This is a genomic window from Paraburkholderia sp. FW306-02-B (assembly GCF_058782725.1).
The window spans coordinates 2,266,846-2,291,555 of sequence record NZ_JBYSXZ010000002.1 but is presented as its reverse complement, the minus strand read 5'-3'; the positions used below and the strand labels follow the sequence as shown (position 1 = coordinate 2,291,555).

Genomic DNA, 24,710 nt, shown 5'->3' with positions numbered 1-24,710 from the left:
TCGGCTGTGATCGTCAGTGAAGCCATCTGCAAAGGAGTCATGTATGAGATTGACGTCAGCGTTGCTGGTGGCGGGGATTGCAATTGCCGTTAGCCCGGCATTCGCCGCGGACCCCGTTCGGATCGGCGTCACAACCATCTTGAGCGGCCCGAATGCCGATCGCGGACAGAGCGAGCAGTACGGCGTCGAATTGGCATTACAGCGCATCAACGAGTCCGGCGGCGTGCTCGGCAGGCCTGTCGAGGCGTTCTACGCCGATAACGCTGCCGATCCGGCAACCGGCATTGCGGTGGCGAAGCGACTGATTGAGCAGCAGCATGTTTCCGTGTTGTTGGGCGCGCTGGCGACACCCGTCACGCGGGCAGTGATGCCGGTAGCGAATGCTGCGAAGGTGCCGTTTGTGATCGACATTTCGGCCGGGCAGGAATTCGTCGACGCCGCCGGTTCCGGTGGTTACGACTACGTTTTCAAAACCAGCCCATCCGATGGCGATGTTGCGACCGCGATGATGCAGTGGCTGAAGGCCCGCAACGCCAGACGTATCGTTATCCTGGCCGATGACAATGACTTCAACCGCGCCAACGCGGTGGCTATGGAAAAGGCCGCGACGGCCGCACACATCGAGACGTTGGCCAGCGAGACCGTCGCGAAGGGAACCACGGATCTTGCTCCGCTCCTCGAGCGATTGAAGGCGCTGCAGCCAGATCACATCGTTACCCTTCTTGGCGTGTCTAGCGGGGCGTTTTTCCGTGCTTATGAGCAAATCGGCGGAGGCACCCCTATCGCGGGTCGCATTGATTTCACAGCGGCGATTGCGAACTTGTCGCCCCGGTTCGTGGCGGCTGGCGGGCTTGATCGGGCCGCAGGAATTTCAGTATTTACACCCTCGGCTCCCGGGGCCGGCGTGCAGGCGTTCGCGGCCTCTTATCGAGAGAAATACGGGCTCGCTCCGACCCAGCGGTCGCTCTTCGCGTTTGAGGCGACCGGGCTAGTCATCGACGCGATCCGTCGCGCGAAGTCGGACGATCCTGTCGCCGTACAGCGGGCGCTGCGATCGACACAGATGCCGTCTATGCTTGGCGGCACCTTTGCGATGGACGAGCACAATCACTCCCACGTCATGATGCAGATCGTCGGAATACGGGGCAGCAAGCTCGCGGTGCTCGAACAGGTCGGGAACCAGGTTGCCTGGACCGTGTGCACGCGCCGCACAAGTTTGCGCGCCGCATACGTGTGCCATGCCGACGGTTGCCTTTTACCGGGTAGCCATTTCCGGATGCAGCGGAGAAAGCTGATTACGGGTCGCGTCTTCCAGACTGACAATCGATTGAGCAATGGCTTCCGTCGTTGCGAGCGTATTGATGGCGCCTGTGCGCAACGCTCCCAGGACGGCGGTTGTCTTGGTATTTTCGCTGGCGACCGCAATAACGTTCGGAATGCGCTTCAGGTCTTCCAGGCTAAGACCAATGACCCGGTCGCGAACGGGAGTGACAACTGGACGGCCGGCAATATCGATGAAGTGGTAGCCCATCAGGTCCCCGACTGCTCCGCACTTGCGGAGTTCGGCGATCTCGTCTGGTGAAAACCAGCCGGTGCGGACCATGTTGCTATCTTCATTGATGTCGCCGACCCCAACGAGCGCGATGTGCGCTCTACGTGCCTTGTCGAGTGTAGGTTTGACGGCGTCGTTGTGAAGCAAGCCCTCGCGGACGTCGGGGTCGCCCACCAGGGCCGGCGCGTAAAGCGTCTCGCTGCCACCTCCAAAGCGGGCAGCAAGCCGGCGGCTGATGTGGTCGGCATTCATGACGTCGCCACCCCGATAGAACCCGCCGATGGCGCAGACGAAGGTCGGAGAGCGCTGCGTTGATGAAATCGCGTGCTCCGAGATCTCGTTGATATTACGGCCGATACCCACGGCAACGATCATGTCGTTGGTGAGAATGCGATCCAGATGACTGGCGACCAGGCCGGCAAGTAGTTCGCGCTGCTTGTCCTGGTCCTTGTGATTGATGGACACGATCGCCTTTTCGATCCCGAATCGATCGATCAACTCGCGTTCGAGATCCCGCGTATCACGTGGATGGTGCCTGACGCGAATTTCAACAATGCCTTCTTCCTGCGCACGCTTCAGAAGACGACCTATCTTGGCTCGAGAAAGCGAGAACTGTTTCGACAGATCTTCCTGTGTAAGCCCGTCGACATAGTAAAGCGTCGCCAGACGAGTCAGTTCGTCGGTGGTCATATGTTTTGTCTCATTCCCATTCGGCTGGATATAACGTGGCCTGCCGCGGAGCCGGTGGGCTATCGACTGATGACCTGGTCAGCCAGTTCACGCAGTCTTGTTGTTGCGGGGTAACAGATGGCCATCTTCGTATTCCTTGATGCGGTTCACCTTCGGGACGGAGCGTCCGCCGTCGAAGCTTGCACCAAGCCACGTGTCGACAATCGCTTTCGCGAGCTCGGGTCCGACAACGCGAGCGCCAATTGTAATGATTTGCGCGTCATTGCTCTTGCTCGCCCGCTCCGCCGAATAGGTGTCGTGGCATTGCGCGGCGCGAATGCCGTGCACTTTGTTAGCGGCGATCGCCATGCCGATCCCTGTTCCGCACATCAGAACGGCGCGATCAAACTCGCCTTGCGCAACCCTTTCGGCCACTGCGAACGCAATGTTCGGATATTGAACAGGCTCCGCCTCGTATGTTCCGAAATCGGTGACGTCCAGTCCCCTGCCGGTCAAATGTTGCTTGATCAGTTCCTTCAGGTCAAATGCGGCTTCATCGCACCCGATTGCCAGCTTCATATTTAACTCCAGTTATCCAGGATTGCTCAATGTACGATTGAACAAATGTACATCGATGATCAAATTCTCAATCGTGCGCGTGCGAATGTCAAGATCGCCGGTATGCGTTTTTTCTGTGGTCAGTTCTGGGCCAAATCGAATGTCATCGCCGCGTTGCAGCAAATCTGAAAGCTGAGTGGCGTTAGGGGTAAACCACGTGTCCGCCGTAATTGACAGGTGTGAAGCGGAAATCTACGATGTCATCCAACTGCTCAAATGTTCAACAACGAGCAAATGTTAGGAGACAAAGTGGACGACCTTCTTGTTGATGCCAGTGGTGTACAGAAGGCATTCAATGGTGTCAGGGCACTCGAGGATGGCCGTTTGAAACTGCGGCGCGGGAGTGTCCACGCGCTATGCGGTGGGAACGGAGCCGGAAAATCGACCTTCTTGGGCATCGTCATGGGTATCACCCAGCGCGATGCCGGAGAAATCCTGTTTAAGGGACAAAGCGTCAATTTTCAGACGCCGGCTGAAGCGCTCGACAATCGCATCGCGATCATTACCCAGGAGCTTTCGCCGATTCCCGGCATGACCGTTGCCGAGAATCTGTATCTCGGTCGCGAACCCCGCAGGGCCGGTGTGCTGGTTAAATTCGCGGCGCTCGCGAGGCAAGCGCAGGAACTTCTGGACCGGCTTGCTTTTCCGGTCGACGCCCGCGCACGCATGTCGTCGCTGAGCCTCGCTCAGATCCAGTTAGTCGAGATCGCGAAGGCGTTCAGCCGCGACTGCGATGTGATGATCATGGACGAGCCGACTTCAGCTATCGGCGAGCGCGAGACCGAGGTGCTGTTCAACGCGATCCGTAACCTGACGGCGCAGGGCACCGGAATCATCTACGTTAGCCACCGGCTTTCGGAAATATTTCAGATCGCGGACGACTACACGGTCTTTCGCGACGGCCGGTATGTCGACAGCGGACGCATCGCCGACATCGATCGCTCCTATCTGGTGAGCACGATCGTGGGCCGCAAGCTTCATTCTGCCGAGAAGGTTCGCAGGCCTGTGGGCGAGCCCGTCCTCGAGTCGGCAAGTCTTTCCAGGGAGTCCGAATTCAACGATATCTCGCTCACTGTTCACCAGGGAGAAATCCTTGGCATCTATGGGCTCATGGGCGCGGGCCGCAGCGAATATCTCAACTGCATGTATGGACTGACCCGTCCCGACAGCGGTGAAGTCAGGCTCAAGGGCCGCGCATTGCCGGTTGGCCGCCCCCGCAAGGCCATTCAGGCAGGCCTGTCGCTCGTGACGGAGGATCGCAAGGAGACGGGGCTCGTACTGTCGGCGTCCGTGCGCGACAACATCTCGTTCTCCGCCTACGACCGCCTGTCGCGCCTGTCGCTGATCAACCGCCGGAAGGTGAAGGCTCTCGTCGATACGATGGTCGAGCGCATGCGGATCAAGACAAGCTCGGTGTCGCTTCCGGTCTCGTCGATGAGCGGGGGAAACCAGCAGAAGGTTGTACTCGCGCGTTGTCTTTCAACCGAGCCCACGTGCCTGCTGTGCGACGAACCGACCCGGGGCATCGATGAGGGTGCCAAGCGCGAGGTCTACAAGCTGCTCGACGACTTCGTATCGAAAGGGGGCGCCGCCATGGTGGTGTCTTCCGAGGCACAGGAAATTCTGGATGTCAGCGACCGCATCGCCATTTTCAAGTCGGGGCAGTTGGTCACCGTGATCGACGGCCATACCACCACTCAGGAAGATCTTCTGCACCTCGCATCATGAATACTCATACCACTTCCCTGAAAGTCCCGGCGAGCCAAAGCCGCTCCGCACATATGCGCGATATCTACCGGCGCTATGGCATCGTCGCCGTGCTCATCGTCCTGTGCATCGTGCTGTCTTTTGCAAACCAGTACTTTCTGACGCTGGGCAACATCGCGGACATCCTGCGGCAAACCTCGATTAACGGCATCCTGGCCGTGGGGATGACTTATGTCGTGCTCACGGCGGGCATCGACCTGTCCGTTGGTTCCACGCTCGCCCTTGCCGGCATCATCAGTGCCAGTCTGATGACCGGCGCGCATCCGCACGGCGCGGCATTCGGACTGGTTGCAGGGCTTGCCGTAGGCGCTGCCGTTGGCGCGATCAACGGCTTGCTCGTTGCCCGGCTCTCCATTCCTCCTTTTGTTGCAACGCTCGGCATGCTGAGCGCGGCGCGGGGGCTGACCTATATCTATAACGATGGCATGCCGGTGACCGACCTGCCGGACGCATACCTGACCATCGGCACGGGCGCGATTGCCGGGATACCGGTGCCGATCATCGTTTTCGCTCTCGTCGTCGTGCTGTTCTGGTTTGTCCTGCGCTATACGACTTACGGCCGCTACGTTTATGCAGTGGGCGGCAACGTAAAGAGCGCCAAAACGAGCGGTATCTCGACCGGCAAGATTATCTTTTCCGTCTACGTGATCGGCGGACTGCTGGCCGGTCTTGCCGGGATTATCCTCGCCGCGCGCACGACATCGGCTTTGCCGCAGGCCGGCGTGTCCTATGAACTCGATGCTATTGCGGCTGTAGTGATCGGTGGCACGAGTCTTTCGGGCGGCACGGGGTCGCTCGGAGGAACCGTCGTTGGCGCGCTACTGATCGGCGTCATCAATAACGGACTGAATCTGCTGGGCGTGTCGTCGTATTACCAGCAAGTTGTAAAGGGCGTCATTATCGTCGGCGCCGTCCTGCTCGATGCTTCGCGCAAGAAGCAATAACGTCAACCCAAAAGCAACAATCTGGAAATATTCAGGAGACTTCGATGATTTCGTGGAAAAAAACTTTGCTGGCCTGCGCAGTGATGGGCCTCACCTGTACTGTCGTGCAGGCCAAACCTATCCGTATCGGGGCGGCGGTGTATGGTCTCAAGGGCGAGTTCATGCAGATGTGGACCAACGCGCTTAAGGCACAGCCCGCGGTCAAGGACGGTACGGTGCAGATCACGGTATTCGACGGCAACTATGACGCGCTCACCCAGAGCAATCAGTTCGACACGATGATCACGCAGAAATACGACGCGATCATTTTCGTGCCGATCGACAAGGCGGCGGGCGCCGCCGCCGTGGCGAAAGCCGCCGCGGCGCACATTCCGGTCATCGGATCGAATACCCTGGTGTCCGGCGACAAACTCACGTCCTATGTTGGTAGTAACGACGTGATCGCGGGACAGATGGAAGCGGAGGCGATCGTCAAGGCAATCGGCGGCAAGGGAAATGTGGTGATCCTCGAGGGTCCGATCGGCCAGTCCGCGCAGATCGATCGTTCGAAGGGCATCCAGGACGTGCTGTCGAAGACGCCAACCGTCAAGGTGCTCGAGCATAAGACGGCGAACTGGTCGCGTGCCGAATCGCTGGCGCTGGTCGAGAACTGGCTGACCGCCCATCCGGGGCAGATCAGCGGCATCATTGCGGAGAACGACGACATGGCGCTCGGCGCCATCCAGGCCCTGAAATCGAAGGGCATCGATCCGAAGAAGGTCCCGGTCGCCGGCATTGACGGAATTGTCGACGGTATCGCGGCAGTCAAGCGCGGCGAAATGACGACCTTCTTCCAGGACTCGCAGGCGCAGGCGCAAGGCGCACTGGATGTCGCGCTGCGTACTGTCGTCGGTTCGTCTTACAAGCCGCGCTCGGACGTCTGGGCGGGATACGGCGCGAAGATGCCTTGGGACGACGGTACTGCGAAGTCCTACGCGGTGCCGTGGACGCAGGTCACGCCGGCAAATGCCCAGGAGATTCTCAACAAGATTCCCAAGAGTAACTAATCAAGGAGTGGAGCGATGTCGGTCAATTCAACGACCCCTTTTGATATCACGGACCGCGTCGCGGTCGTGACCGGCGCGGCAAGCGGTATCGGGTTTGCCGTTGCCGAGTGCCTTGCTGCCGCGGGTGCGCGCGTTGCGCTGCTCGATATCAACCCGGCCGTCGAGGCTGTGGCCCGGACGCTTCCAGGTGGCCTGGAGCGGCACGTGGGTATCGCGGCGGATATCACTTTCGCCGGGATCTCGGATGCCTTGGTGCGGCGCGTGACCGAAACGTTAGGTCCCGTCGACATCCTGGTCAACAATGCCGGCGTCGCTCTGCTTGAGAACGCGGAAGCATTGTCCGAGGAGGCCTGGGACCGGACGATGACGATCAACCTCAAGGCCCCCTTTCTTCTTGCGCAGGCCGTCGGCAAGCAGATGCTGGGCCGAGGTGCTGGCGGCCGGATCGTGAATCTGGCTTCCCAGGCGAGTGTCGTCGCACTGGAGCGCCATGTGGCGTACTGCGCGAGCAAGGCGGCAATCGTCGGCATGACAAAGGTACTCGCGCTCGAATGGGCAAAGCACGGTATTACGGTCAACGCCGTTTCACCCACGGTCGTCGATACCGAACTGGGCAGGAAAGCCTGGGCGGGTGCGGTGGGCGAAGCGATGAAGGCTAAAATTCCCGCAGGGCGATTCGCACGCCCCGACGAGATCGCCGCGTTGATCCTTTACCTGGTCAGCGACGCGGCCGCTATGGTCAACGGCGAGAATATCGTGATTGATGGCGGCTACACCGCCCAGTAACAATACTCAAGATGTAAAGGAACGGTATGAATCGCGTCATTAACAATCCTGATCTCGTTGTCGAGGACATGCTCCGCGGCATCCTCGCGGCGCACCCGGAGCTGCGTGCCGCACCGGAGAATCCTCGCGTTGTCTCGCATGCGCATGCTCGCCAGAAGGACCGTGTGGGCATTGTGACCGGAGGGGGATCAGGCCACGAACCGGCTTTCATCGGTTATGTCGGGCGCAACCTGGTGGATGCCGTGGCCATCGGCGAAATCTTCTCGTCGCCGACTGCGAAATCATTCTTCGAGGCTTTCAAGGCGGCCGACAGCGGCGCCGGCGTAGCGTGCCTTTACGGCAATTACGCCGGCGACAATATGAACGTGAAGATGGCAATCAAGCTGGCCGAGCGCGAAGGCATTCGCGTGCGCACGGTCGTCGCAAACGACGATGCCGCCTCGGCGCCGAAAGACGAGATCGAAAAACGGCGCGGCGTTGCCGGCGAAATCGTGATGTGGAAGGTCGGCGGCGCGCGGGCGGCCCAGGGCGCCACGCTCGATGAAGTGATCGCCTCCGCACGCAAAGCGGTGGATTCGACCCGCTCGATCGGCGTCGGCCTGTCCGCCTGTACGATCCCGGCGGTCGGCAAGGCCAACTTCGTCATCAAGGACGGCGAAATGGAAGTCGGCATCGGCCATCATGGCGAACCGGGTATCCTGGTCCAACCCACCGTTCCTGCGAGAGACATGGCGAGGCTGATGCTCGACAGGCTGTTGCCGGATCTGCCTTTTGCCAGAGGCGACAAGGTGTCGGTGTTGCTGTCCGGTCTCGGCGCGACGCCGGTGATGGAGCAATACATCCTGTATGGCGAGGTCGCCGATTATCTGCGCGAAGCGGGCATCGATATCCAGCTCTCGTTTGTCGGCAATCTTTTTACGTCCCTGGAAATGATGGGGGTCACGCTGACGTTGACGAAACTCGACGACGAACTGAGCGCCTGCCTGGCGCATCCATGTCAAAGCATCGGACTCAATGTGGGAGACGCACGATGACTGAAATCGTTAAATTGGCCGACGCGGGCGGAGTCGTCGTCGATCTGGTTCGCACCATCAATGCGAATCGCCAGTATCTGAGCGAAGTCGACGGCGCGATTGGTGATGGCGATCATGGCATCAACATGAGCAAGGGCTTCACCCAGTGTGGGGAGCATCTTGCGGCACGCGGAGCGGTACCGTCGCTCCAGGTGGCCCTGGCTGATCTGTCCTCGGCACTCATGGACGGCATCGGTGGCTCGATGGGGCCGCTCTACGGGACTTTCTTTCTCAGTATGAGCGACACGTTCGCGGACCACGCCGAGCTCGATAAATCCCTTTTCTATCAGGCGCTCGTTGCCGGCATCGCTTCTGTCCAGGAGATCGGCGATGCGAAGGTCGGCGATAAGACGCTGATCGACACGCTTGTTCCCGCGCGTATGGCGTATGGGGCGGCGTTGGAAGAGGGCAAGAGCTTCCGGGAGTGTATCGATGCGATGGTGGTTGCCGCGGAAGCCGGGATGAATTCGACTCGCGACCTGCGCGCCCGTATCGGACGCGCTGCCCGGCTAGGCGACCGTTCGATTGGCGTCCTGGACGCCGGTGCATGTTCCTGCTTCCTGATCCTGCGCAGCATGGGCGAATCGATCACGCATCTGCTGGACAGTACGGCGGTGCCCGCTGCCTGACGTCGTAACCGAACCCGAAGACTGGATGCCGGAGCCTCGTCGAGAAAACGCACGGGGCTTCAATATATTAATTTAGGTATACGAAATAGTGGTGACTCATGGATCATGCTAATCCGACCCGGACAGAACTTGCCAATGCAGTGCGGTTTCTGGCGATCGACGCCGTCCAGGCTGCGAATTCTGGACATCCCGGCATGCCGATGGGGATGGCGGATATTGCCGAAGTACTCTGGCGCAAGTACCTGAAGCATGATCCTGCGGTTCCGGATTGGGTTAACCGGGATCGCTTTGTGCTGTCAAACGGTCACGGTTCGATGCTGCTTTATGCCGTGCTGCATCTGAGCGGCTACGGCCTGTCGATAGACGATCTGAAGGGATTCCGGAAGTGGCAATCGGTTACGCCCGGGCACCCGGAACGCGGTCTGACGCCAGGGGTCGAGACGACCACTGGCCCGTTAGGGCAGGGTCTTGCCAACGCAGTCGGCATGGCGCTGGCCGAACGGTTGTTGGCCGCTGAATTCAACGAACCGGGATTCGATATTGTCGATCACCACACGTATGTGTTTCTCGGTGACGGCTGCCTCATGGAGGGCGTCTCGCATGAAGCCTGCTCGCTCGCCGGCACATGGCATCTCGGCAAACTGATCGCGTTTTACGACGACAACGGCATTTCGATCGACGGCCATGTCGAGGGCTGGTTCACCGACCAGACCCCGATGCGCTTCCGTGCGTATGGCTGGCATGTCGTCGAGGGTGTGGACGGACATGATCCGCTGTCGATCGAGCGGGCGATCGAGGCAGGGCGAGCGGAACGTGACCGGCCGACGTTGATATGCTGCAAGACGGTGATCGGACATGGCTCGCCCAATCGCGCCGGCACGCACGACGTACATGGCGCTCCGCTTGGCGCCGCTGAAATCGCGGCCACGCGGGAGCATCTTGGCTGGGATCACGCGCCATTCGATATTCCCGAGCCGATTCGCAGCGCATGGGATGCGCGAGCAGCGGGCCGTGAGAGCAACATGGCATGGCGCACGCTGTTCGAAGCCTATCGTACCCACTTTCCGGAAAAGGCCGGCTACTTCGAATCCCGTATGCACGGTAGTCGCCGCGAGCGATCCGCCGACGTGATCGAAAGCCTGCTGGAGGACGGTGACTGGTTCGAGCAGACGATGGCGACCCGCAAGGCGTCGCAGAAGTGCCTTGATCTGCTGGTTGGCCGACTGCCTGAACTTCTGGGCGGCTCGGCGGACCTCGCGCCCTCGAATCTCACCATGGTGCCGGCTTCCCGTGCGCTCATACCCGACAGCGCGAACGGATCTGGAAACTATATCCATTACGGCGTTCGCGAGTTCGGCATGACCGCGATCATGAACGGCGTTGCCCTCCATGGTGGTTTTCTTCCGTATGGCGGGACCTTCCTGGTGTTTTCCGACTACGCGAAGAATGCGCTTCGTATGGCGGCGTTGATGCACCTGCAATGTATCTACGTCTTCACCCACGATTCGATTGGTCTCGGCGAAGATGGGCCCACCCATCAACCGGTCGAGCACGCGGCAATGCTGCGCCAGATTCCGGGGATGAGCGTATGGCGTCCGGCGGACGCGGTCGAAACGGCATTTGCGTGGGCAGCCGCACTGGAAACAACTGACGCGCCGACCGCGCTGCTGCTTTCGCGCCAGAATCTGCCGCCGCTTCCTCGTACCTCGCAGGCAAAGGCACAAATCCGGCAGGGCGGTTATGTGTTGTCCGAGGCCTCAGACGGAAAACCGGACATCGTTCTGATTGCGACCGGTTCCGAAGTGGAGCTCGCGCTGAAGGCGCAAACAGTGCTCGCCGAGCAGGGCATTGCCGCACGGGTCGTATCGATGCCATCGACCACGACCTTTGATAGCCAGCCGCTTGCATACCAGCTTTCCGTTCTGCCGCCAAAGATCCGGCGCGTGGCAATTGAAGCGGCCGCTGGCGATTTCTGGCGGAAGTATGTCGGCTTGAGCGGCGCCGTGATCGGGTTATCGCACTTTGGCGAGTCGGCGCCAGCCGAGACGTTGTACGAAGAGTTCGGTATTACGGTGGACGCGATCGTGGACGCGGTGAGTCGCACGCTCGAGATGGAAGCTGGGATCGTTGATTAGTTGTATCGAGGTGCTGAGCCTGCCGACTCACCCAACCCGATCAAGGTGTTCCAGACACTGTGAGGACACGGCAGCGCGTCCTCCAGTTCCGTCTTTGTTGCGCCGCCGCGTCGTGCCCGAAAGTGCCAGAACGGCCGACGCCAGAACGGTGTCGTGATCGTTCTCGATATCAATTTAACGACGTTCGCCGCACGGCGACATTACTTCCTGGAAATGACATGGCGCTGATTTCATTGCGGCAGTTGCTGGACCATGCGGCGGAGCACGCGTATGGCGTGCCGGCATTCAACGTCAATAACCTGGAGCAGGTTCAGGCGATCATGCAGGCGGCCGCTGACTGCGATAGTCCGGTCATCATGCAGGCCTCCGCCGGCGCACGGAAATACGCCGGCGAAGCGTTTCTGCGGCACCTGGTCGTTGCGGCGATCGAGACTTATCCCGACATCCCGGTCGTGATGCATCAGGATCATGGGGCATCGCCGGCTGTTTGCCAGGCCGCGATCCGCAGCGGATTCAGCAGCGTGATGATGGACGGTTCACTCATGCCGGATATGAAAACCGTTGCGACCTACGACTACAACGTTGAGGTGACGCGGACTGTGGTGGATATGGCGCATGCCGTCGGGGTGTCAGTCGAGGGGGAGCTCGGATGTCTGGGTTCACTCGAATCGGGAATGGCAGGGGAGGAGGACGGCTCCGGTGCCGAAGGCGTGCTGACCCACGACATGCTGCTGACCGACCCCGAGCAGGCCGCCGACTTCGTGCAGCGTACCGGGGTCGACGCGTTGGCAATTGCTATTGGTACGTCGCACGGCGCCTATAAATTCTCCCGCAAACCGTCGGGTGATATTCTCGCGATCGACAGGATCAGGGAGATTCATCGTCGCCTGCCCAATACGCACCTGGTCATGCACGGATCGAGTTCCGTGCCCCAGGAATGGCTTGAGATCATCCGCGAGTTCGGCGGTGAAATCCGGGAAACGTACGGTGTTCCGGTGGAAGAGATTTGCGAGGGCATTCGCCACGGTGTACGCAAGGTCAACATCGATACGGACATTCGCCTCGTGATGACCGGTGCAATACGGCGCTCACTCGCACAGCGTCCTACCGAGTTCGACGTGCGTCGATTCCTCACGGACGCACTCGAGGCGGCACGGGACCTGTGCCGTTCCCGCTTCGAGGCATTCGGCAGTGCCGGACAGGCGCACAAGATCAAGCCGGTTGCGCTGTCAGCGATGGCGGGGCGCTATGACCACGTGCATCGCGGGTAGTGGATTTCGCTGGCATGAACGCGCGATGCGTTTAGCGGACTCAGGAATCTTGTCGGGATCAGATCAATGAAAGCACAGTTATTGGTGATTTTTGGCGGCACGGGAGATCTTGCCATGCGCAAGCTTCTTCCCGCGCTGTATCAGAACCACCGGGAGGGAACGCTTCCGGACGGCATGCGTATCGTTGGCGTCGGCCGTGATGGGCTGGATCGGAACGGCTACCTCGATAAGGTACGTGATGCCTTTCGTCAGTTCCTGCCCGCCATCGGCTTCGACGATGCACATTGGACCACGTTCTCATCGCGCCTTGAATTCGTTCAGATGGACGTGCTGGTGTCTGCGGACTACGCACGGCTCGCTGCAACGTTGCGATGGCAGGACAGCCGGGGGCATATCTTCTACCTTGCCACTCCGTCGGAACTCTTTATTCCGATATGCACCGAACTGAACCGGGCAGAGCTGGTTTCCGCCACGTCGAAGGTCGTCCTCGAAAAACCGCTGGGCCATGATTTGCCCTCCGCTCAACAGATCAACCGGGAGGTCGGTGCGATATTTCGCGAGCACCAGATCTACCGGATCGACCACTATCTCGGCAAGGAGACCGTTCAAAACCTGTTTGCGCTGCGGTTTGGCAATGGCATGTTCGAACGTCTCTGGAATCGCGACGGGATTCGTGATGTCCAGATCACGATTGCCGAGCAGGTAGGCGTCGAGGGGCGTGGCGCGTTTTACGAGCGCACCGGTGCAATGCGGGATATGGTTCAGAACCATCTATTGCAGCTACTGTGCATACTCGCTATGGAGCCGCCGCTGAGTCTCGAAGCGGACGCAGTACGCGACGAGAAGCTCAAGGTTCTACGCTCGCTCAAGCCGCTCAGCGCGGCCGATGTGGCACGGCAGACCGTGCGTGGCCAGTACACGGCCGGCGAGATGCATGGCGAGCCGGTGGCCGGTTATCTGGACGAGCCGGACATTCGTGCCGATAGCCGCACGGAGACATTCGTCGCGCTGAAAGTGGAGTTGAACAACTGGCGCTGGGCAGGCGTGCCCTTTTACCTGTACACCGGCAAGCGCCTGCAAAGTCGTGTTGCAGAGATCGTCGTCAATTTCAGGGATGTACCGCATTCGGTGTTCGGCTCGTCCGCGACGGCGGGTCGGGGCAACCGTCTCGTGATCCGGCTGCAGCCGGACGAAAGTCTGAAACTCTACCTGATGACCAAGGCGCCGGGTGACGAAATGACGGTCAGGCCGGTGAGTCTGAACCTCGAATTTTCTTCGGCATTCTCGACCAGACGAAGGGATGCCTACGAACGGCTTCTGCTCGATGTGATCCGGGGCAGACTCACGCTGTTCATGCGAGGCGACGAACTCGACGCCGCATGGCAATGGGTCGATCCTGTGATCGATGCCTGGCGTCAGCAGGATCCTCCCGAGCCCTATGCTGCCGGCGGCGTGGGTCCTGACGCAGCCCTCGCGCTGGTTGGACAGGGCAGCGCCGCACCATACGACGCGTGAGAGTCTATCACTGCTGTATGCATGTCGACGGAGCCTCTCTACGCCCGTTGATTCCAAATCGATCGTCAGACAGTTCCTGCCAAGCGGACCGAACATGAACCACATCGCCACCACCAGGCACATTACGCTATCCTCATTTCTCGCGAACGCAACACGTGAGGAGCAGGTCCCCGCGGAACTGATCATGCTCATCGAAGCCGTTGCCGATGCGTGCTCATCTATCGCAACGGCTGTCGAGCGGGGCGTCTTCGATGGCGCATCCGGAAATGCCCATTCCGAGAACGTTCATGGAGAGGCGCAAAAGAAGCTCGACGTCGTGTCGAACGACATCATGATCGGCGCGGTCGAGTCGGTCAGCTGTCTCCGCGGACTGGCGTCAGAAGAACTCGAGTCGGTTCAGATGACCGGGCATGAGCATTCCACGGATACTCCTGACTATTTGCTCCTTTTTGATCCGCTCGATGGATCCTCCAATCTCGAGATCAACGGCATTGTCGGAAGTATCTTTTCCGTGCTGGCTACTCCGGCGTCTGGCGGCGCAATCGACGAGAGCCATTTTCTGCAGCCGGGTGTGAAGCAGGTCTGCGCGGGGTATGCGATCTACGGTGCGACGACGATGTTTGTGCTGACCACGGGGCACGGCGTCGACGGGTTCACGTTCGATGGGGAATCGGCATCATTCGTGCTGACCCATCCACAACTCCAGATTCCCGAAAATACCCGCGAATTTGCGATCAACATGTCCAACGAGCGCTACTGGGAAGAGCCTGTGCGCCGCTATGTCCGTGAGTGTGTCGCGGGCGCCTCGGGGCCGCGACAGACGAATTTCAACATGCGATGGATAGCATCCATGGTCGCGGAGGTGCATCGAATCCTGATGCGTGGGGGCGTTTTCCTCTATCCACGGGACAACAGGAATCCCCAGCTTGCTGGGCGGCTGCGGTTGACCTATGAGGCCAATCCGATGTCGTTCATTGTCGAACAGGCCGGCGGGATGAGCACAACGGGCGAGACCCCGATCATGGAAGTTCAGCCGGACCATGTCCATCAGCGCGTTCCCGTTATCCTTGGGTCAAGGCTGGAAGTGGAGCGCCTGCTTCGATACCACGACGAGGCCGCGGTCGCTTGAGCTTGCGTTTTTTGACGAAACTTCATTTTATCGATCGCTATGAAAATATCTTCGTCCTCCGCATGGTCCTCGCTGCAAACGCATTACGAGAAGATTCGCGATGCGCACATGCGCGACTGGTTCGCCCCCGAGAACGATCCCGCCCCTACCCGTGCTGAGCGCTTTGCGTTCGCGGGCGGCGGTCTCGCGGCCGATTTCTCGAAGAACCGCATCACCGACGAAACGTTGCAACTGCTGGTGCAACTGGCCCGCGAAGCCGGCGTCGAGAAGCGCCGCGACGCGATGTTCGCGGGCGAAGTCGCCAATCCGACCGAAGGCCGCGCCGCGCTTGTCCGCACTGCGCGACGCGATCAGGACATCCGCGCCGAGTTCGGCAAATGCCCTGGCCGTGGCGAGACCGATTCCGGAACTGCCGCCGACGACGAGTACCTTCGTCGATGCGAGTTTGCTCATGATGAATTTCCAATTTTCAGGTTGATGCGGGCTTCCTAAAATCCTGGATGGACTGCAAAGGTCGATTCAGTCGCATCGTCGTTTACGGCGCAGACGCACTTTCTTCCGCCGTCGCGGCGGCGCCGCTCCAGTTCGGGTAGTCGCCGTATCCGCGTTCGGTGCCGCCAAACAGCGTACTGCCGTCGAAGCCGGCAAGCGGCAGTCCCTCGGCCAGGCGGCGGGGAAAGTCGGGGTTTGCGACGAACGGGCGGCCGAAGGCGACCAGGTCCGCGTAGCCGTGCGACAGGACCCACTGGGCACGGGCATTGTCGTACTTGCCGGCAACGATGACAGGGCGCGTGAAGCGTTCGCGGATGGTCTTGCGAAATGCTTCGGTAAACTGGGGAGCGTCGTCCCAGTCGGCTTCGACGAGATGCAGGTAGGCGATGCCGCGCGCCTGCAGAAACTCGGTCGCTTCGAGAATCGTCGGCAGGATGTCCGGGCAGTCCATGCCGCGGGCGGTCAGGAACGGCGCGAGACGGATGGCGGTGCGCTCCGCGCCAACTTCCTCGGCCACGGCGTCGACCACGTCCTTCAGAAAGCGCAGCCGGTTTTCACGCGAGCCGCCGTATTCGTCGGTGCGTACGTTGGAGGTCGTGCGCAGGAACTGGTCGACGAGATAACCGTTCGCGCCGTGAATTTCCACGCCGTCGAAGCCCGCGTCCATTGCGTTGCGTGCGGCGCGGCGGAAGTCGGCTACCACGTCACGGATTTCCTCGATGGACAACGCGCGCGGCGTCGGACACGCGACCATTGCGCCTACGCCCGTCGCCGGGTCCACCTTCCAGATCTGGCCGTCGAAGGGAATCGCGGACGGCGCGACAGGCAGTTCGCCGTCGTGGAAGTCCGGATGCGACATACGCCCGACGTGCCACAGTTGCAGGAATATCCGGCCGCCGGCGGCGTGAACCGCATCGGTGACGAGACGCCATCCCGCGACCTGCGCGGCGCTGTAAATACCTGGCGTGAACGAATAGCCCTTGCCCTGCGGAGAAATCTGCGTAGCCTCGGTGACGATCAGCGCCGCCGATGCGCGCTGCGCATAGTAGCGCGCCATCATCGCATTGGGCACGTCGCCCGGCTGCGTGCTGCGCGAGCGTGTCATCGGCGCCATGACGACGCGGTGCGGGAGCTGGAGCCGTGAAATAACGGTCGGCGTGAAGAGTGGCGAAGCGGTGGACGTCATGGTGAAAATCTCCGGATGCGTGGGTTAATGGGGAATCGCGGTGGTTCGGCGGGATAGCGGATTAATGGGCTAACGGACTAACGAATTCAACGGCGACGCCAGCCGCCAGCCGGACGAAAAGCTGGCGTTCTCTGGTAAGAAGAACCTTGGCGAGCTGGTGCGCGAAGCCGTCCCGGTTCAGGCGATTCACCAGCGCGGCCCATTCGGCGCCTTCGCCAACGCGGAATGCGACATGGTCGATGCGCGGCGCGGCCCTTGCATCAGCCCGACTGCGCCGGTGAAAAAACGCACGGCGCTCTGGATATCCCGGGTGACGATGGTTGCGTGATCGAGCTTCATGGGGCGTTGCGGATTGAGGAAGTGCGCCCATTGTGCAAACGCGGGTCCACTTTGATAATTGATTTATCTTTTGAAGGATTTTCAATAAAAATCGAAATATCAGAGAAAGCCTCGCCGATATCCGGCTCTTCGTTGAAGCGGCAAACCTCGGCGGTCTTTCCGGTGCCGGGCGCAAGCTGGGCCTGTCGAAGGCGGCTGCGAGCGCGCGTCTCGTCAGGCTGGAAGCGAGCTGAACACGAGGCTGTTCGGGCGGACAACGCGGCAAATGCGCCTGACCGAGGAGGGGCGGACATACCTTGCCTACTGCTTGCGGGAGCGGCATGAGCGGGCGCGGCAGTAGGGCTGAAGCGCTCGGGCCGATTCGCGTGGCCACCATGGTGTCCGTATTGCCGGCGGTTTCCTGTCTCAAGCGCGTCAAAACGACGTTCGCATGCCCAGCCCGGCAGAATCTCCTATCGACTTGTCGGAAACGCGGTCGCGCATATAAGCGAGGTAGACATCAGTAAGCTTTGACAGCGGATAGTCGTAGCCAACTGCCCAGGTGGCTCGCACCGGATCGTTGCGTCCCTCGCTTTTGGCATACACATACGATGCGAGGAAAGCGCCAACGCCAAAGGGAACCGATGCGCCGATCTGGCCACTGTTCGTGTTCAGGTTGCCGTTCGAAATTGAATCGTGCACGTATTGATAGGACGCCGTCACCCTGGCAAAATTTGCGTTATAGCTAACACCGACGAACAAGGCATCCTGATTGCTGAAGCCCGGGATGCTGGCGCTCAGGTCGCCAGGCACCTTGTCGTATTTCGCTTGCTGGAACGCGACGGTCGCACTGAAGGGTCCATGGCCATAGACAACGTTGCCGCCCCATTGGTTCGCGCCGGGATGGCCGGCTTCATTACCCGCAGCGTAGATCAAGCCGGCGTGCAGGTCGGCACCCGTTGGCGTGGTGTACATCACCGAATTGCTCCAGCCGTTGTCACCCACCAGACCCTGCCCGGAAACACCCTTGTACATCTGGATGAGTGTTGGCGAGAAGCCGAACGACGTACCAAATGGATTGAATCTGAGCGCCGACACGTAGTAAGGGGTTGTATTACGTCCGAGCAACACCGAACCATAGGGTGTGGTTAGTCCTACATAGGCATTGCGTCCGAAGAAGGTATCGCCGCTGAAGCGTCCAGTCGCTCCAGTCGACGGACGTATAAACGCCTCCAGCGCGAACACCGCGGCATACCCCGCGCCCAGATCTTCGCGACCGCCCATGCCCCAGAAACTGGTGCTCATTCCGCCCGAGTTCATAGCGTATGCGCGCGCGCCACCCAGCGCCCGTTGGGTACCTGCATATACGTCGAGAATTCCATAAAGTTTGACGCTGGATTGCGCGAGAGCGATGTTCGAACTACAAAAGAATGCGGCCGGAACTATGACGGCCTGGATGCCGGTCTTCCAAAGCCGTTCGGTTTTAATTTTCTCTCGCATCTAAAATAACCTTGAATTTTTAAATTAGTTTTGCTAAATATGGTATTTGACAAAAAGACGTAAAAACATGTTTAGAGTCTTTTGTTATCCCGATTAGGTGTGTATTCAGATCAATGGCTGGGTGCTTCCCGCGACTGGCGATGTTTCTTCCCAGGTGACTGATGCAGTCCGACATGAAGTGACGCTGGACGGCTGCCGGGCCAACAAAATGCCATCGTGGAAGGCACGGTGTGCCAGCCTAAGCCTCCAGGTCAGAACACACTGCGGATTCCTACGCGCCCAACAGCCTGTTTCTGGTTTCCAGAAGGATTGAAGCCTGCGATCTGGGCCACCCGCGCGTCACCTGCCGTCTTTTGGAACACGCCAAGCACATACACCGACGTCCGCTTTGAGAGGGCATATTCGGCCGTCAGATTGAACTGGTTGTATTTCGGCTGGCTGCCAGTCGCATGATCGCGACCAGTCGTGTACGTGTAGCCCGCTCCGATCGTGACAGCTGGCGTTGGATTGAAAAGACTGGACAGCTCGTAGTTCTGGAACGTCGCGTCATGCCCCGCGCTGCCCTGCTGGAAAATCGTGTTCGTGAAGTCGGCCAGGAAACGCAGCGACCCCAACACCTGATATGACGCCCCAACGCCAAACACCTTCTGCGCGCGCGCCGCAGCCAGGAAGTCGCCGTAGACAGCATTCGTGAAACCCGGGTAGTTCTGGTAACCCTGCGTCGATACTCCCGGATTGTTGATGCGCAGATATCCAACCCCTGCGCTGATCGGCCCCGCTGCATACGTAGCACCTGCGCTAAACGTCGAGTTGTTCGAGAATTGCCCAGCGATACCTCCAAACGAATAGAGTCCCCCTAAGGTGACGCCGGCAATCGTCGGGCTGCGGTATTTGACGGCGTTCGAGATTGGAAACCCGTTGTCGGTGTTGTCCATATCGTTGGGGTGAGCGAGGTAATAGCCACCCATGTTGCCGTTTAGCGTATACGGCTCCACGAAATCCACGATTGAATCCCACTGGCGCCCGAGTGTCACGGTGCCGGCCTGTATGCTTTGGATACCCACATAGGCGTTGCGTGAGAACGCCAGTCCGCTGCCAAGGCGCCCCGAATTCAGATCGAACCCGCTCTCGAGCCGGAATATGGACGCCAGGCCACCGCCCAGATCCTCCGTTCCGCGCACGCCCCAACGGCTGCCTGCCGTCACGCCGGACGCGAGCTGGTACAGGTGACTGCCTTGCACGTTGCTGACGATATCGACACCGTCTTCCACGATCCCGTATAACGTGACGGCGCTCTGTGCATGCGCTAGGGGCACCATGGCCACGGAGCAGATAATTGCCGCAAGTTTTTTTCGCATATGAACGTCCATTTTTCGGAGGGTAGGAAATGAATTCGTTTTAAATAAATACAATTAGTACAGCAAATCTATTAATCCAGATCACGGGCATGGTCGTTTTCATGGTCCCGGGAATCAAAGAAGCTACCTATGCTGTTCGCCGGGTTCAGTTCGAATCACTACCGACAAACCGTACGACATGGCCGGAATTTCGCATTCAGCGTTTCGCGAATTCAAGTCCGCACGCTGACTCATACCACCGTTCCACATAGGGCGATCACGGATGTTCCAGCGGGATCCGAATCACCAGGCCGAGCGCGATAGAGCCAGCGACCACGGCAAAACCCTGCTGCAATCTCGGCCCGCTTAACCGCCGTGCGAACATGCGCCCAATCAACATTGCGCACACGGCGCCAACGGCAAACGGAATGGCGATGGGCCAGTCCATATGACCTTGCAGTGCTGCCGACGCCACGCCTGTGACCGATACAAGCGCGATAACCGCGAGCGAAGACGCGACGATGGACTGCATCGGCAGATCGGTCGATCGTCTCAGCGCAGGCACGATCACGAAGCCACCGCCTACCCCCAGCAATCCCGAAAGAAAGCCCGCCGCGGCACCCCACACAGCCAATATGCGGGCGCATGGCAGCGTCCAGATCAGGTGGCCACGCGCTGTATCGAGGCGGCAAGGTACGGACGATGAGGACACCGCCGCGCCTTGCAATCCGCTAGCGCTGGCCCTGCGGAACATCTGGAGTGCTGGGCGCTGCCTGACTGACGGAAAGCTGCAGACCGAATAACAGCAGCGGCACGGCAATGATCGCGCCGCCCGCGCCGGTCAGCGCGAGCGTTGCGCCGACGCATGCGCCGAGCGCTGCGCTTGTCAACGGGATGGCGCTCATGCTTGAGATTTCGTTGATCCGGCGAGCCACTCCCGGCCCTTCAACATGCCGTTCCAGTACAGCCACGGAAGGACGGCTGTCTTCAGATGCCAGGCAAGCGCTCGCGGCACGGTTGGGTCGAGCGGAAACGTTGGCAGCAACTTGCCGCCATAACCAAACTCCGCCAGCACGACCTTGCCTTTCTCAACGGTTAGCGGACACGCGCCGTAACCGTCGTAGCGTGCCGACAGAGGCTTGTTCTCGCGTGCGGCCAGCAGGTTTTCCGCCACGACAATAATCTGCTTGCGAACGGCAGCGGCCGTTTTCGCATTGGGCGCTGAACACGCGTCGCCGAGTGCGAAGATGTTCGGATAACGCGGATGCATGAGCGTCGCGTGGTCGACTTCGCACCAACCGCCCTGGTCGGCGAGCAGGCTGTTCCTGATCACGTCCGGCGGAGCTTGCGGCGGAACGACATGCAGCATGTCGAACGGCTTCTCGATACGCACCACATTGGCGGCGCCGTCCTTAACGCTGAACGTGGCGATCCGACGAGCGCCATCGACCCTTATCAGGTTCGAACCGAACGCGAGCGACGCACGATAGCGTTCGACGTACTTCATCAATGACAGCACGAATGCGGCGACCCCGAACAGCACGTCGCCGGCGAGATTGAATTCGATGTCGATATGGTCGAGCACGCGCTGTTTGAGCCAGTGATCGCAGGAGAGATACAGTGCTTTTTGCGGCGCACCGGCACACTTGATGGGCATGGCCGGCTGCGTGAAGAGCGCCTTGCCATGCTTCAGCTCATTGACCAGCCGCCACGTGTAAGGAGCGAGGTCGAACCGGTAATTCGACGTCACGCCGTTCTTGCCAAGCGTTTCTTCCAGGCCGTCGATTTTTTCCCACGCAAGCCGCAGACCGGGACACACGATCAGGTACCGATAGCCGACCAGTCGCCCGTCGTCGAGCCGGATACGAGCCTGCTCAGGCTCGATGTCAGTCGCGCTGGCACGTAGCCAGCGTGCCTTGTCGGGCATCACGGACGACATCGGCCGCATGGTGTCGTCGATGTCGAAGGCGCCGCCGCCGACCAACGTCCATGCCGGCTGATAGAAGTGCCGGTCATCAGGTTCGACGATTGCAATGCGCAAATCGGGGCGGCGGCGCAACAGGCTTGCCGTCACGCCGATACCAGCGGCGCCACCGCCTATGACAACCACGTCGAAGGTTTTTGTGTTGCCCGCGGAAACCTGGTCACGGACTGCTGCGTTCGCGCTCATTGGGGTACTCCTGCTTTAAAGCTCATTGTTATCGACCTGCCTGGGCGTCAGAACGTGTTCAGCGGAAGCTTCAGGTAGCTCACACCATTTGGTTCGGCCGGCGGGAAAACGCCCGCGCGGATGTTCAGTTGAATCGAAGGAATGATCAGCGCCGGTTGGCCCAGGGTGGCGTCGCGCGCAGTGCGCATCGCGACGAACTCGTTGACGGTGATGCCGTCGCGGACATGGATGTTCGCTGCACGCTGCGCGGCGACCGTCGTTTCCCAGTGCGCTTCACGGCCATCGGGCGGATAGTCGTGGCAGGCAAAAAGACGCGTCTGCGGCGGCAGGCTCAGCAGTTTTCGAATCGATTCGTAGAGCTTGCAGGCGTCGCCGCCGGGAAAATCGCAGCGGGCGGTGCCGACATCCGGCATGAACAACGTATCGCCCATGAACGCGATGCCATCGAATAGATAGGCGACATCGGCGGGCGTATGACCAGGAACATGCATCACGCGTCCAGTCAATGCGCCGACCTGAAACGTATCGCCATCCGCGAACAGATGATCGAAGGGCGAGGGTCCTGACGGCGTCAGCGGTTCAAGATTGAAATACCTTTCGAACACCGCCTGCACCGAGCGAATGTGCTCGCCGATGGCGATCGCGCCACCCAGTTGCTTCCTGAGATACGCCGCCGCCGAGACGTGATCGGCATGGGCGTGTGTTTCGAGCAGCCATTGCACCTGCAAATTCTGCGCGGTCACGAAGCGGATCACGCGATCGGCCGAGTGCGTCGACGTGCGGCCGGACTGCGGCTCGTAGTCGAGAACCGCATCGACGATCGCGCAGGGTGAACCCGCCGCTTCGTACACAACGTAGGTCACGGCCGACGTCACCGGGTCATGGAATGCTTCAACGCATGGCTTCATGGCGTGATCCAGAACTGACCGGCGTCAGCCGGGGTAGCCGCGCAGCACAGCTGCCGCAGCGCGAAAATCGGGCGTGAGCGGTCGATCGCGATCCAGAAACGTCACCTTGCTGCGCAGCGCGGTGTAAAGATCGGCCGTGGCTGGCGACAGTGTGAATCCAGGCTGCTGCTTACGCAAATCGATGGCCTGGCCTGCATGAATTAATTCGACGCCCAGCAGCATGAAGCTGTTGTCGATCTGCTGTTGCACGCGCGTGACCACGCGCGGCGCGTTCGTGGCGATATCCTCGATGCCGCCGGCTACCGGCAGGTAGTCCATCGAGACTGGGATTGCCAGCTCCTTGTTCTCTTCTGCAAGCGCCACCGGCGGCTTCTCCATTGCACCGAACGCATGCACGGTCTGATCCGTGCCGAGGAAACGCGACAGGCCGCTCAGTTGCGGATCATTCAGCTTGATGATGCGTTGCGCCGATGCGAGCGAGTTATGCGCCAGAACGAGGCCCATCTCTTCGAACGACAAGACCCAGGGCAGCGGCTCGAAATTCGCGCTGGGCAGCACCGCGCCTTGCACTCCATTGGCATCCACGTAACCGTGGCTGTCCTGCCAGCGTGCGGAGTGTGCCTTCACGCCCACGGCAACGCCGGGATTGTCGTCGGACGAATTGAGCTGGATGTTCAGCAGCGCCTGCGTCTCGTCGTACACACGTTCTTCTTCACCCAGCAGATAGACGCCGTCGCGGAAACTTAACGGATCCTGCAGCGCGCGCTTGTCGTCGCGATTCCAGATGCTGCTGCCGGCCAGCAGCGTGCGCAGTTCTTCACCGGCTCGCATGGTGTACGGGAACGGGCGCAGCCCCAACGTGTCCTGCCGGAACGGCGACACGTTGCCGTTGAAGCCTTGCAAGCTCAACGCGTAAACCAGCCTCGTCATCTTCAGCAGGCGGCCCATGTCGTTCAATGCCAATGCCGCCATGCCGGCCGAATAGGCGTTGGAACTGAGAATCGCAAGGGCGTCCTTGCCGTACGGCTGGATCGGCGCGATGCCGGCCGAGCGGAGCGCGTCGGCCGCGGGAATCTTACGTCCCTGATAGTAGACGTCGCCTTCGCCCAGCATGGCCAGGCCTACGTGGCTGAGAATCGTGATGTCGGCCTCGCCGATGGAGCCGCCCGACGGCATCGCCGGCGTGATTCCGCGATTCAGGAACTGGACATAGGTGTCGACAATGCTGGTCTGCACGCCAGCCCCTCCATCGAGCATCGCGTTCAGCCGTGCCGCCATGGCTGCACGCGCCACTCTGACGTCCATGTCGGGACCGACGCTGCCCGAGTGGGCATGAATCAGCCCGACGTTGAAGCGCCTGGACGAGTCGATGATTTCCTGGGTGAGTTTGCCGTGAGCGTCGACCATCGAGCGGTCTTTGTTCTCTCCGACGCCAGTGGTCAGCCCGTAGATCTTCTGCCCGTCCTGTGCGGCAGCGAGCAGGACCTGATGCGCGTCTTCGACTCGCTTGAGCGCGTTGGGTGCGATGCGAACGGAGTCCCCAGCGGCGATTTGCGCGATGAGCACGGGCGTAGCGGAATGGCCGTCGAGTACGACGTCAGCGAAAGACAAAGAGGCATGCAGCAATGCGGCCATCATGAGCGCGCATCGGACGGGTCGTAACAT

General features: G+C 60.2%; 20 protein-coding genes and 5 pseudogenes. 14 read left to right on the top strand and 11 right to left on the bottom strand.

Annotated elements, in window-relative coordinates; all coding sequences use genetic code 11:
- Positions 1–43: 43 nt before the first annotated feature.
- Positions 44–1,078 (top strand): annotated as a pseudogene (locus AC3WOG_RS31615) (ABC transporter substrate-binding protein); the annotation flags it as partial.
- 177 nt (positions 1,079–1,255) lie between these two features.
- Here the strand turns inward: AC3WOG_RS31615 and AC3WOG_RS31610 are convergent.
- A complete protein-coding gene (locus tag AC3WOG_RS31610) occupies positions 1,256–2,242 on the bottom strand; it encodes a sugar-binding transcriptional regulator (RefSeq protein ID WP_492581706.1) in 987 nt (328 codons plus the stop codon).
- A gap of 87 nt (positions 2,243–2,329) precedes the next feature.
- Positions 2,330–2,800 (bottom strand): ribose 5-phosphate isomerase B, encoded by a 471-nt coding sequence (gene rpiB, locus AC3WOG_RS31605; RefSeq protein WP_492581705.1) that lies wholly within the window; start codon positions 2,798–2,800, stop codon positions 2,330–2,332.
- A gap of 45 nt (positions 2,801–2,845) precedes the next feature.
- On the opposite strand from rpiB, the gene AC3WOG_RS31600 reads away from it, so the two are divergent.
- From AC3WOG_RS31600 to AC3WOG_RS31545, 12 genes and pseudogenes are all read left to right on the top strand, one after another.
- On the top strand, positions 2,846–2,968 hold the full coding sequence (locus tag AC3WOG_RS31600; RefSeq protein WP_492581704.1) for a hypothetical protein: 123 nt from the start codon (positions 2,846–2,848) through the stop codon (positions 2,966–2,968).
- Between the two features lie 120 nt (positions 2,969–3,088).
- Positions 3,089–4,567, top strand: a complete 1,479-nt coding sequence (locus AC3WOG_RS31595; protein ID WP_492581703.1) for a sugar ABC transporter ATP-binding protein — start codon at positions 3,089–3,091, stop codon at positions 4,565–4,567.
- Positions 4,564–5,550: an ABC transporter permease gene (locus AC3WOG_RS31590; RefSeq protein WP_492581702.1), complete on the top strand. Its 987-nt coding sequence runs from the start codon at positions 4,564–4,566 to the stop codon at positions 5,548–5,550. Before AC3WOG_RS31595 ends, AC3WOG_RS31590 begins: the two co-directional genes overlap by 4 nt.
- A 44-nt stretch (positions 5,551–5,594) precedes the next feature.
- The gene (locus AC3WOG_RS31585; protein ID WP_492581701.1) at positions 5,595–6,596 is read left to right on the top strand and encodes a substrate-binding domain-containing protein; all 1,002 of its coding nucleotides are present in this window, start codon (positions 5,595–5,597) and stop codon (positions 6,594–6,596) included.
- A 15-nt stretch (positions 6,597–6,611) separates the two neighbouring features.
- Positions 6,612–7,382: a GolD/DthD family dehydrogenase gene (locus tag AC3WOG_RS31580; RefSeq protein ID WP_492581700.1), complete on the top strand. Its 771-nt coding sequence runs from the start codon at positions 6,612–6,614 to the stop codon at positions 7,380–7,382.
- Positions 7,383–7,408: 26 nt separating this feature from the next.
- The gene (locus tag AC3WOG_RS31575) at positions 7,409–8,416 is read left to right on the top strand and encodes a dihydroxyacetone kinase subunit DhaK (RefSeq protein ID WP_492581699.1); all 1,008 of its coding nucleotides are present in this window, start codon (positions 7,409–7,411) and stop codon (positions 8,414–8,416) included.
- A complete protein-coding gene (gene dhaL, locus AC3WOG_RS31570) occupies positions 8,413–9,084 on the top strand; it encodes a dihydroxyacetone kinase subunit DhaL (protein ID WP_492581698.1) in 672 nt (223 codons plus the stop codon). Before AC3WOG_RS31575 ends, dhaL begins: the two co-directional genes overlap by 4 nt.
- Before the next feature lie 98 nt (positions 9,085–9,182).
- Complete coding sequence (gene tkt, locus AC3WOG_RS31565) at positions 9,183–11,219, top strand: transketolase (protein ID WP_492581697.1); 2,037 nt, start codon at positions 9,183–9,185, stop codon at positions 11,217–11,219.
- A gap of 218 nt (positions 11,220–11,437) precedes the next feature.
- A complete protein-coding gene (gene fba, locus AC3WOG_RS31560; protein ID WP_492581696.1) occupies positions 11,438–12,490 on the top strand; it encodes a class II fructose-bisphosphate aldolase in 1,053 nt (350 codons plus the stop codon).
- Between the two features lie 66 nt (positions 12,491–12,556).
- Entirely contained in the window at positions 12,557–14,005 is a 1,449-nt protein-coding gene (gene zwf, locus AC3WOG_RS31555) for a glucose-6-phosphate dehydrogenase (protein WP_492581695.1), read from the top strand.
- Positions 14,006–14,108: 103 nt separating this feature from the next.
- Positions 14,109–15,134 (top strand): class 1 fructose-bisphosphatase, encoded by a 1,026-nt coding sequence (locus AC3WOG_RS31550; protein WP_492582513.1) that lies wholly within the window; start codon positions 14,109–14,111, stop codon positions 15,132–15,134.
- A gap of 39 nt (positions 15,135–15,173) precedes the next feature.
- A pseudogene (locus tag AC3WOG_RS31545) lies at positions 15,174–15,506 on the top strand (phosphoglucose isomerase-related protein); the annotation flags it as partial.
- Here the strand turns inward: AC3WOG_RS31545 and AC3WOG_RS31540 are convergent.
- The 3 genes and pseudogenes from AC3WOG_RS31540 to AC3WOG_RS31530 all read right to left on the bottom strand — a co-directional run.
- Positions 15,489–15,587: pseudogene (locus AC3WOG_RS31540) on the bottom strand (SDR family oxidoreductase); the annotation flags it as partial. The pseudogenes AC3WOG_RS31545 and AC3WOG_RS31540 sit on opposite strands and share 18 nt — an antisense overlap.
- Before the next feature lie 82 nt (positions 15,588–15,669).
- Complete coding sequence (locus AC3WOG_RS31535) at positions 15,670–16,812, bottom strand: alkene reductase (RefSeq protein ID WP_492581694.1); 1,143 nt, start codon at positions 16,810–16,812, stop codon at positions 15,670–15,672.
- Between the two features lie 186 nt (positions 16,813–16,998).
- Positions 16,999–17,151, bottom strand: coding sequence for a hypothetical protein (locus AC3WOG_RS31530; protein WP_492581693.1), 153 nt, complete (start codon positions 17,149–17,151; stop codon positions 16,999–17,001).
- A 98-nt stretch (positions 17,152–17,249) separates the two neighbouring features.
- On the opposite strand from AC3WOG_RS31530, the pseudogene AC3WOG_RS31525 reads away from it, so the two are divergent.
- Positions 17,250–17,458 (top strand): annotated as a pseudogene (locus tag AC3WOG_RS31525) (LysR family transcriptional regulator); the annotation flags it as partial.
- 107 nt (positions 17,459–17,565) lie between these two features.
- Here AC3WOG_RS31525 and AC3WOG_RS31520 read toward each other — a convergent pair.
- The 6 genes and pseudogenes from AC3WOG_RS31520 to AC3WOG_RS31495 all read right to left on the bottom strand — a co-directional run bounded on the left by AC3WOG_RS31520 (position 17,566) and on the right by AC3WOG_RS31495 (position 24,710).
- Entirely contained in the window at positions 17,566–18,630 is a 1,065-nt protein-coding gene (locus tag AC3WOG_RS31520; RefSeq protein ID WP_492581692.1) for a porin, read from the bottom strand.
- A 251-nt stretch (positions 18,631–18,881) separates the two neighbouring features.
- Entirely contained in the window at positions 18,882–19,988 is a 1,107-nt protein-coding gene (locus AC3WOG_RS31515; protein WP_492581691.1) for a porin, read from the bottom strand.
- Positions 19,989–20,244: 256 nt separating this feature from the next.
- Positions 20,245–20,872 (bottom strand): annotated as a pseudogene (locus AC3WOG_RS31510) (TSUP family transporter).
- Positions 20,869–22,137, bottom strand: a complete 1,269-nt coding sequence (locus AC3WOG_RS31505; protein WP_492581690.1) for an NAD(P)/FAD-dependent oxidoreductase — start codon at positions 22,135–22,137, stop codon at positions 20,869–20,871. Before AC3WOG_RS31505 ends, AC3WOG_RS31510 begins: the two are co-directional and overlap by 4 nt.
- Positions 22,138–22,184: 47 nt before the next feature.
- The gene (locus tag AC3WOG_RS31500; protein WP_492581689.1) at positions 22,185–23,045 is read right to left on the bottom strand and encodes an MBL fold metallo-hydrolase; all 861 of its coding nucleotides are present in this window, start codon (positions 23,043–23,045) and stop codon (positions 22,185–22,187) included.
- A gap of 24 nt (positions 23,046–23,069) precedes the next feature.
- Positions 23,070–24,710: an HAL/PAL/TAL family ammonia-lyase gene (locus tag AC3WOG_RS31495; RefSeq protein ID WP_492581688.1), complete on the bottom strand. Its 1,641-nt coding sequence runs from the start codon at positions 24,708–24,710 to the stop codon at positions 23,070–23,072.

Excerpts from the sequence above, each read along its gene's own strand:
- AC3WOG_RS31610 (WP_492581706.1), bottom strand. The coding sequence starts at position 2,242 with ATGACCACCGACGAACTGACTCGTCTGGCGACGCTTTACTATGTCGAC.
- rpiB (WP_492581705.1), bottom strand. The coding sequence starts at position 2,800 with ATGAAGCTGGCAATCGGGTGCGATGAAGCCGCATTTGACCTGAAGGAA.
- AC3WOG_RS31600 (WP_492581704.1), top strand. The coding sequence starts at position 2,846 with ATGTACATCGATGATCAAATTCTCAATCGTGCGCGTGCGAATGTCAAG.
- AC3WOG_RS31590 (WP_492581702.1), top strand. The coding sequence starts at position 4,564 with ATGAATACTCATACCACTTCCCTGAAAGTCCCGGCGAGCCAAAGCCGC.
- AC3WOG_RS31585 (WP_492581701.1), top strand. The coding sequence starts at position 5,595 with ATGATTTCGTGGAAAAAAACTTTGCTGGCCTGCGCAGTGATGGGCCTC.
- AC3WOG_RS31580 (WP_492581700.1), top strand. The coding sequence starts at position 6,612 with ATGTCGGTCAATTCAACGACCCCTTTTGATATCACGGACCGCGTCGCG.
- AC3WOG_RS31575 (WP_492581699.1), top strand. The coding sequence starts at position 7,409 with ATGAATCGCGTCATTAACAATCCTGATCTCGTTGTCGAGGACATGCTC.
- dhaL (WP_492581698.1), top strand. The coding sequence starts at position 8,413 with ATGACTGAAATCGTTAAATTGGCCGACGCGGGCGGAGTCGTCGTCGAT.
- tkt (WP_492581697.1), top strand. The coding sequence starts at position 9,183 with ATGGATCATGCTAATCCGACCCGGACAGAACTTGCCAATGCAGTGCGG.
- fba (WP_492581696.1), top strand. The coding sequence starts at position 11,438 with ATGGCGCTGATTTCATTGCGGCAGTTGCTGGACCATGCGGCGGAGCAC.
- zwf (WP_492581695.1), top strand. The coding sequence starts at position 12,557 with ATGAAAGCACAGTTATTGGTGATTTTTGGCGGCACGGGAGATCTTGCC.
- AC3WOG_RS31535 (WP_492581694.1), bottom strand. The coding sequence starts at position 16,812 with ATGACGTCCACCGCTTCGCCACTCTTCACGCCGACCGTTATTTCACGG.
- AC3WOG_RS31530 (WP_492581693.1), bottom strand. The coding sequence starts at position 17,151 with ATGAAGCTCGATCACGCAACCATCGTCACCCGGGATATCCAGAGCGCC.
- AC3WOG_RS31520 (WP_492581692.1), bottom strand. The coding sequence starts at position 18,630 with ATGCGAGAGAAAATTAAAACCGAACGGCTTTGGAAGACCGGCATCCAG.
- AC3WOG_RS31515 (WP_492581691.1), bottom strand. The coding sequence starts at position 19,988 with ATGCGAAAAAAACTTGCGGCAATTATCTGCTCCGTGGCCATGGTGCCC.
- AC3WOG_RS31505 (WP_492581690.1), bottom strand. The coding sequence starts at position 22,137 with ATGAGCGCGAACGCAGCAGTCCGTGACCAGGTTTCCGCGGGCAACACA.
- AC3WOG_RS31500 (WP_492581689.1), bottom strand. The coding sequence starts at position 23,045 with ATGAAGCCATGCGTTGAAGCATTCCATGACCCGGTGACGTCGGCCGTG.
- AC3WOG_RS31495 (WP_492581688.1), bottom strand. The coding sequence starts at position 24,710 with ATGTTACGACCCGTCCGATGCGCGCTCATGATGGCCGCATTGCTGCAT.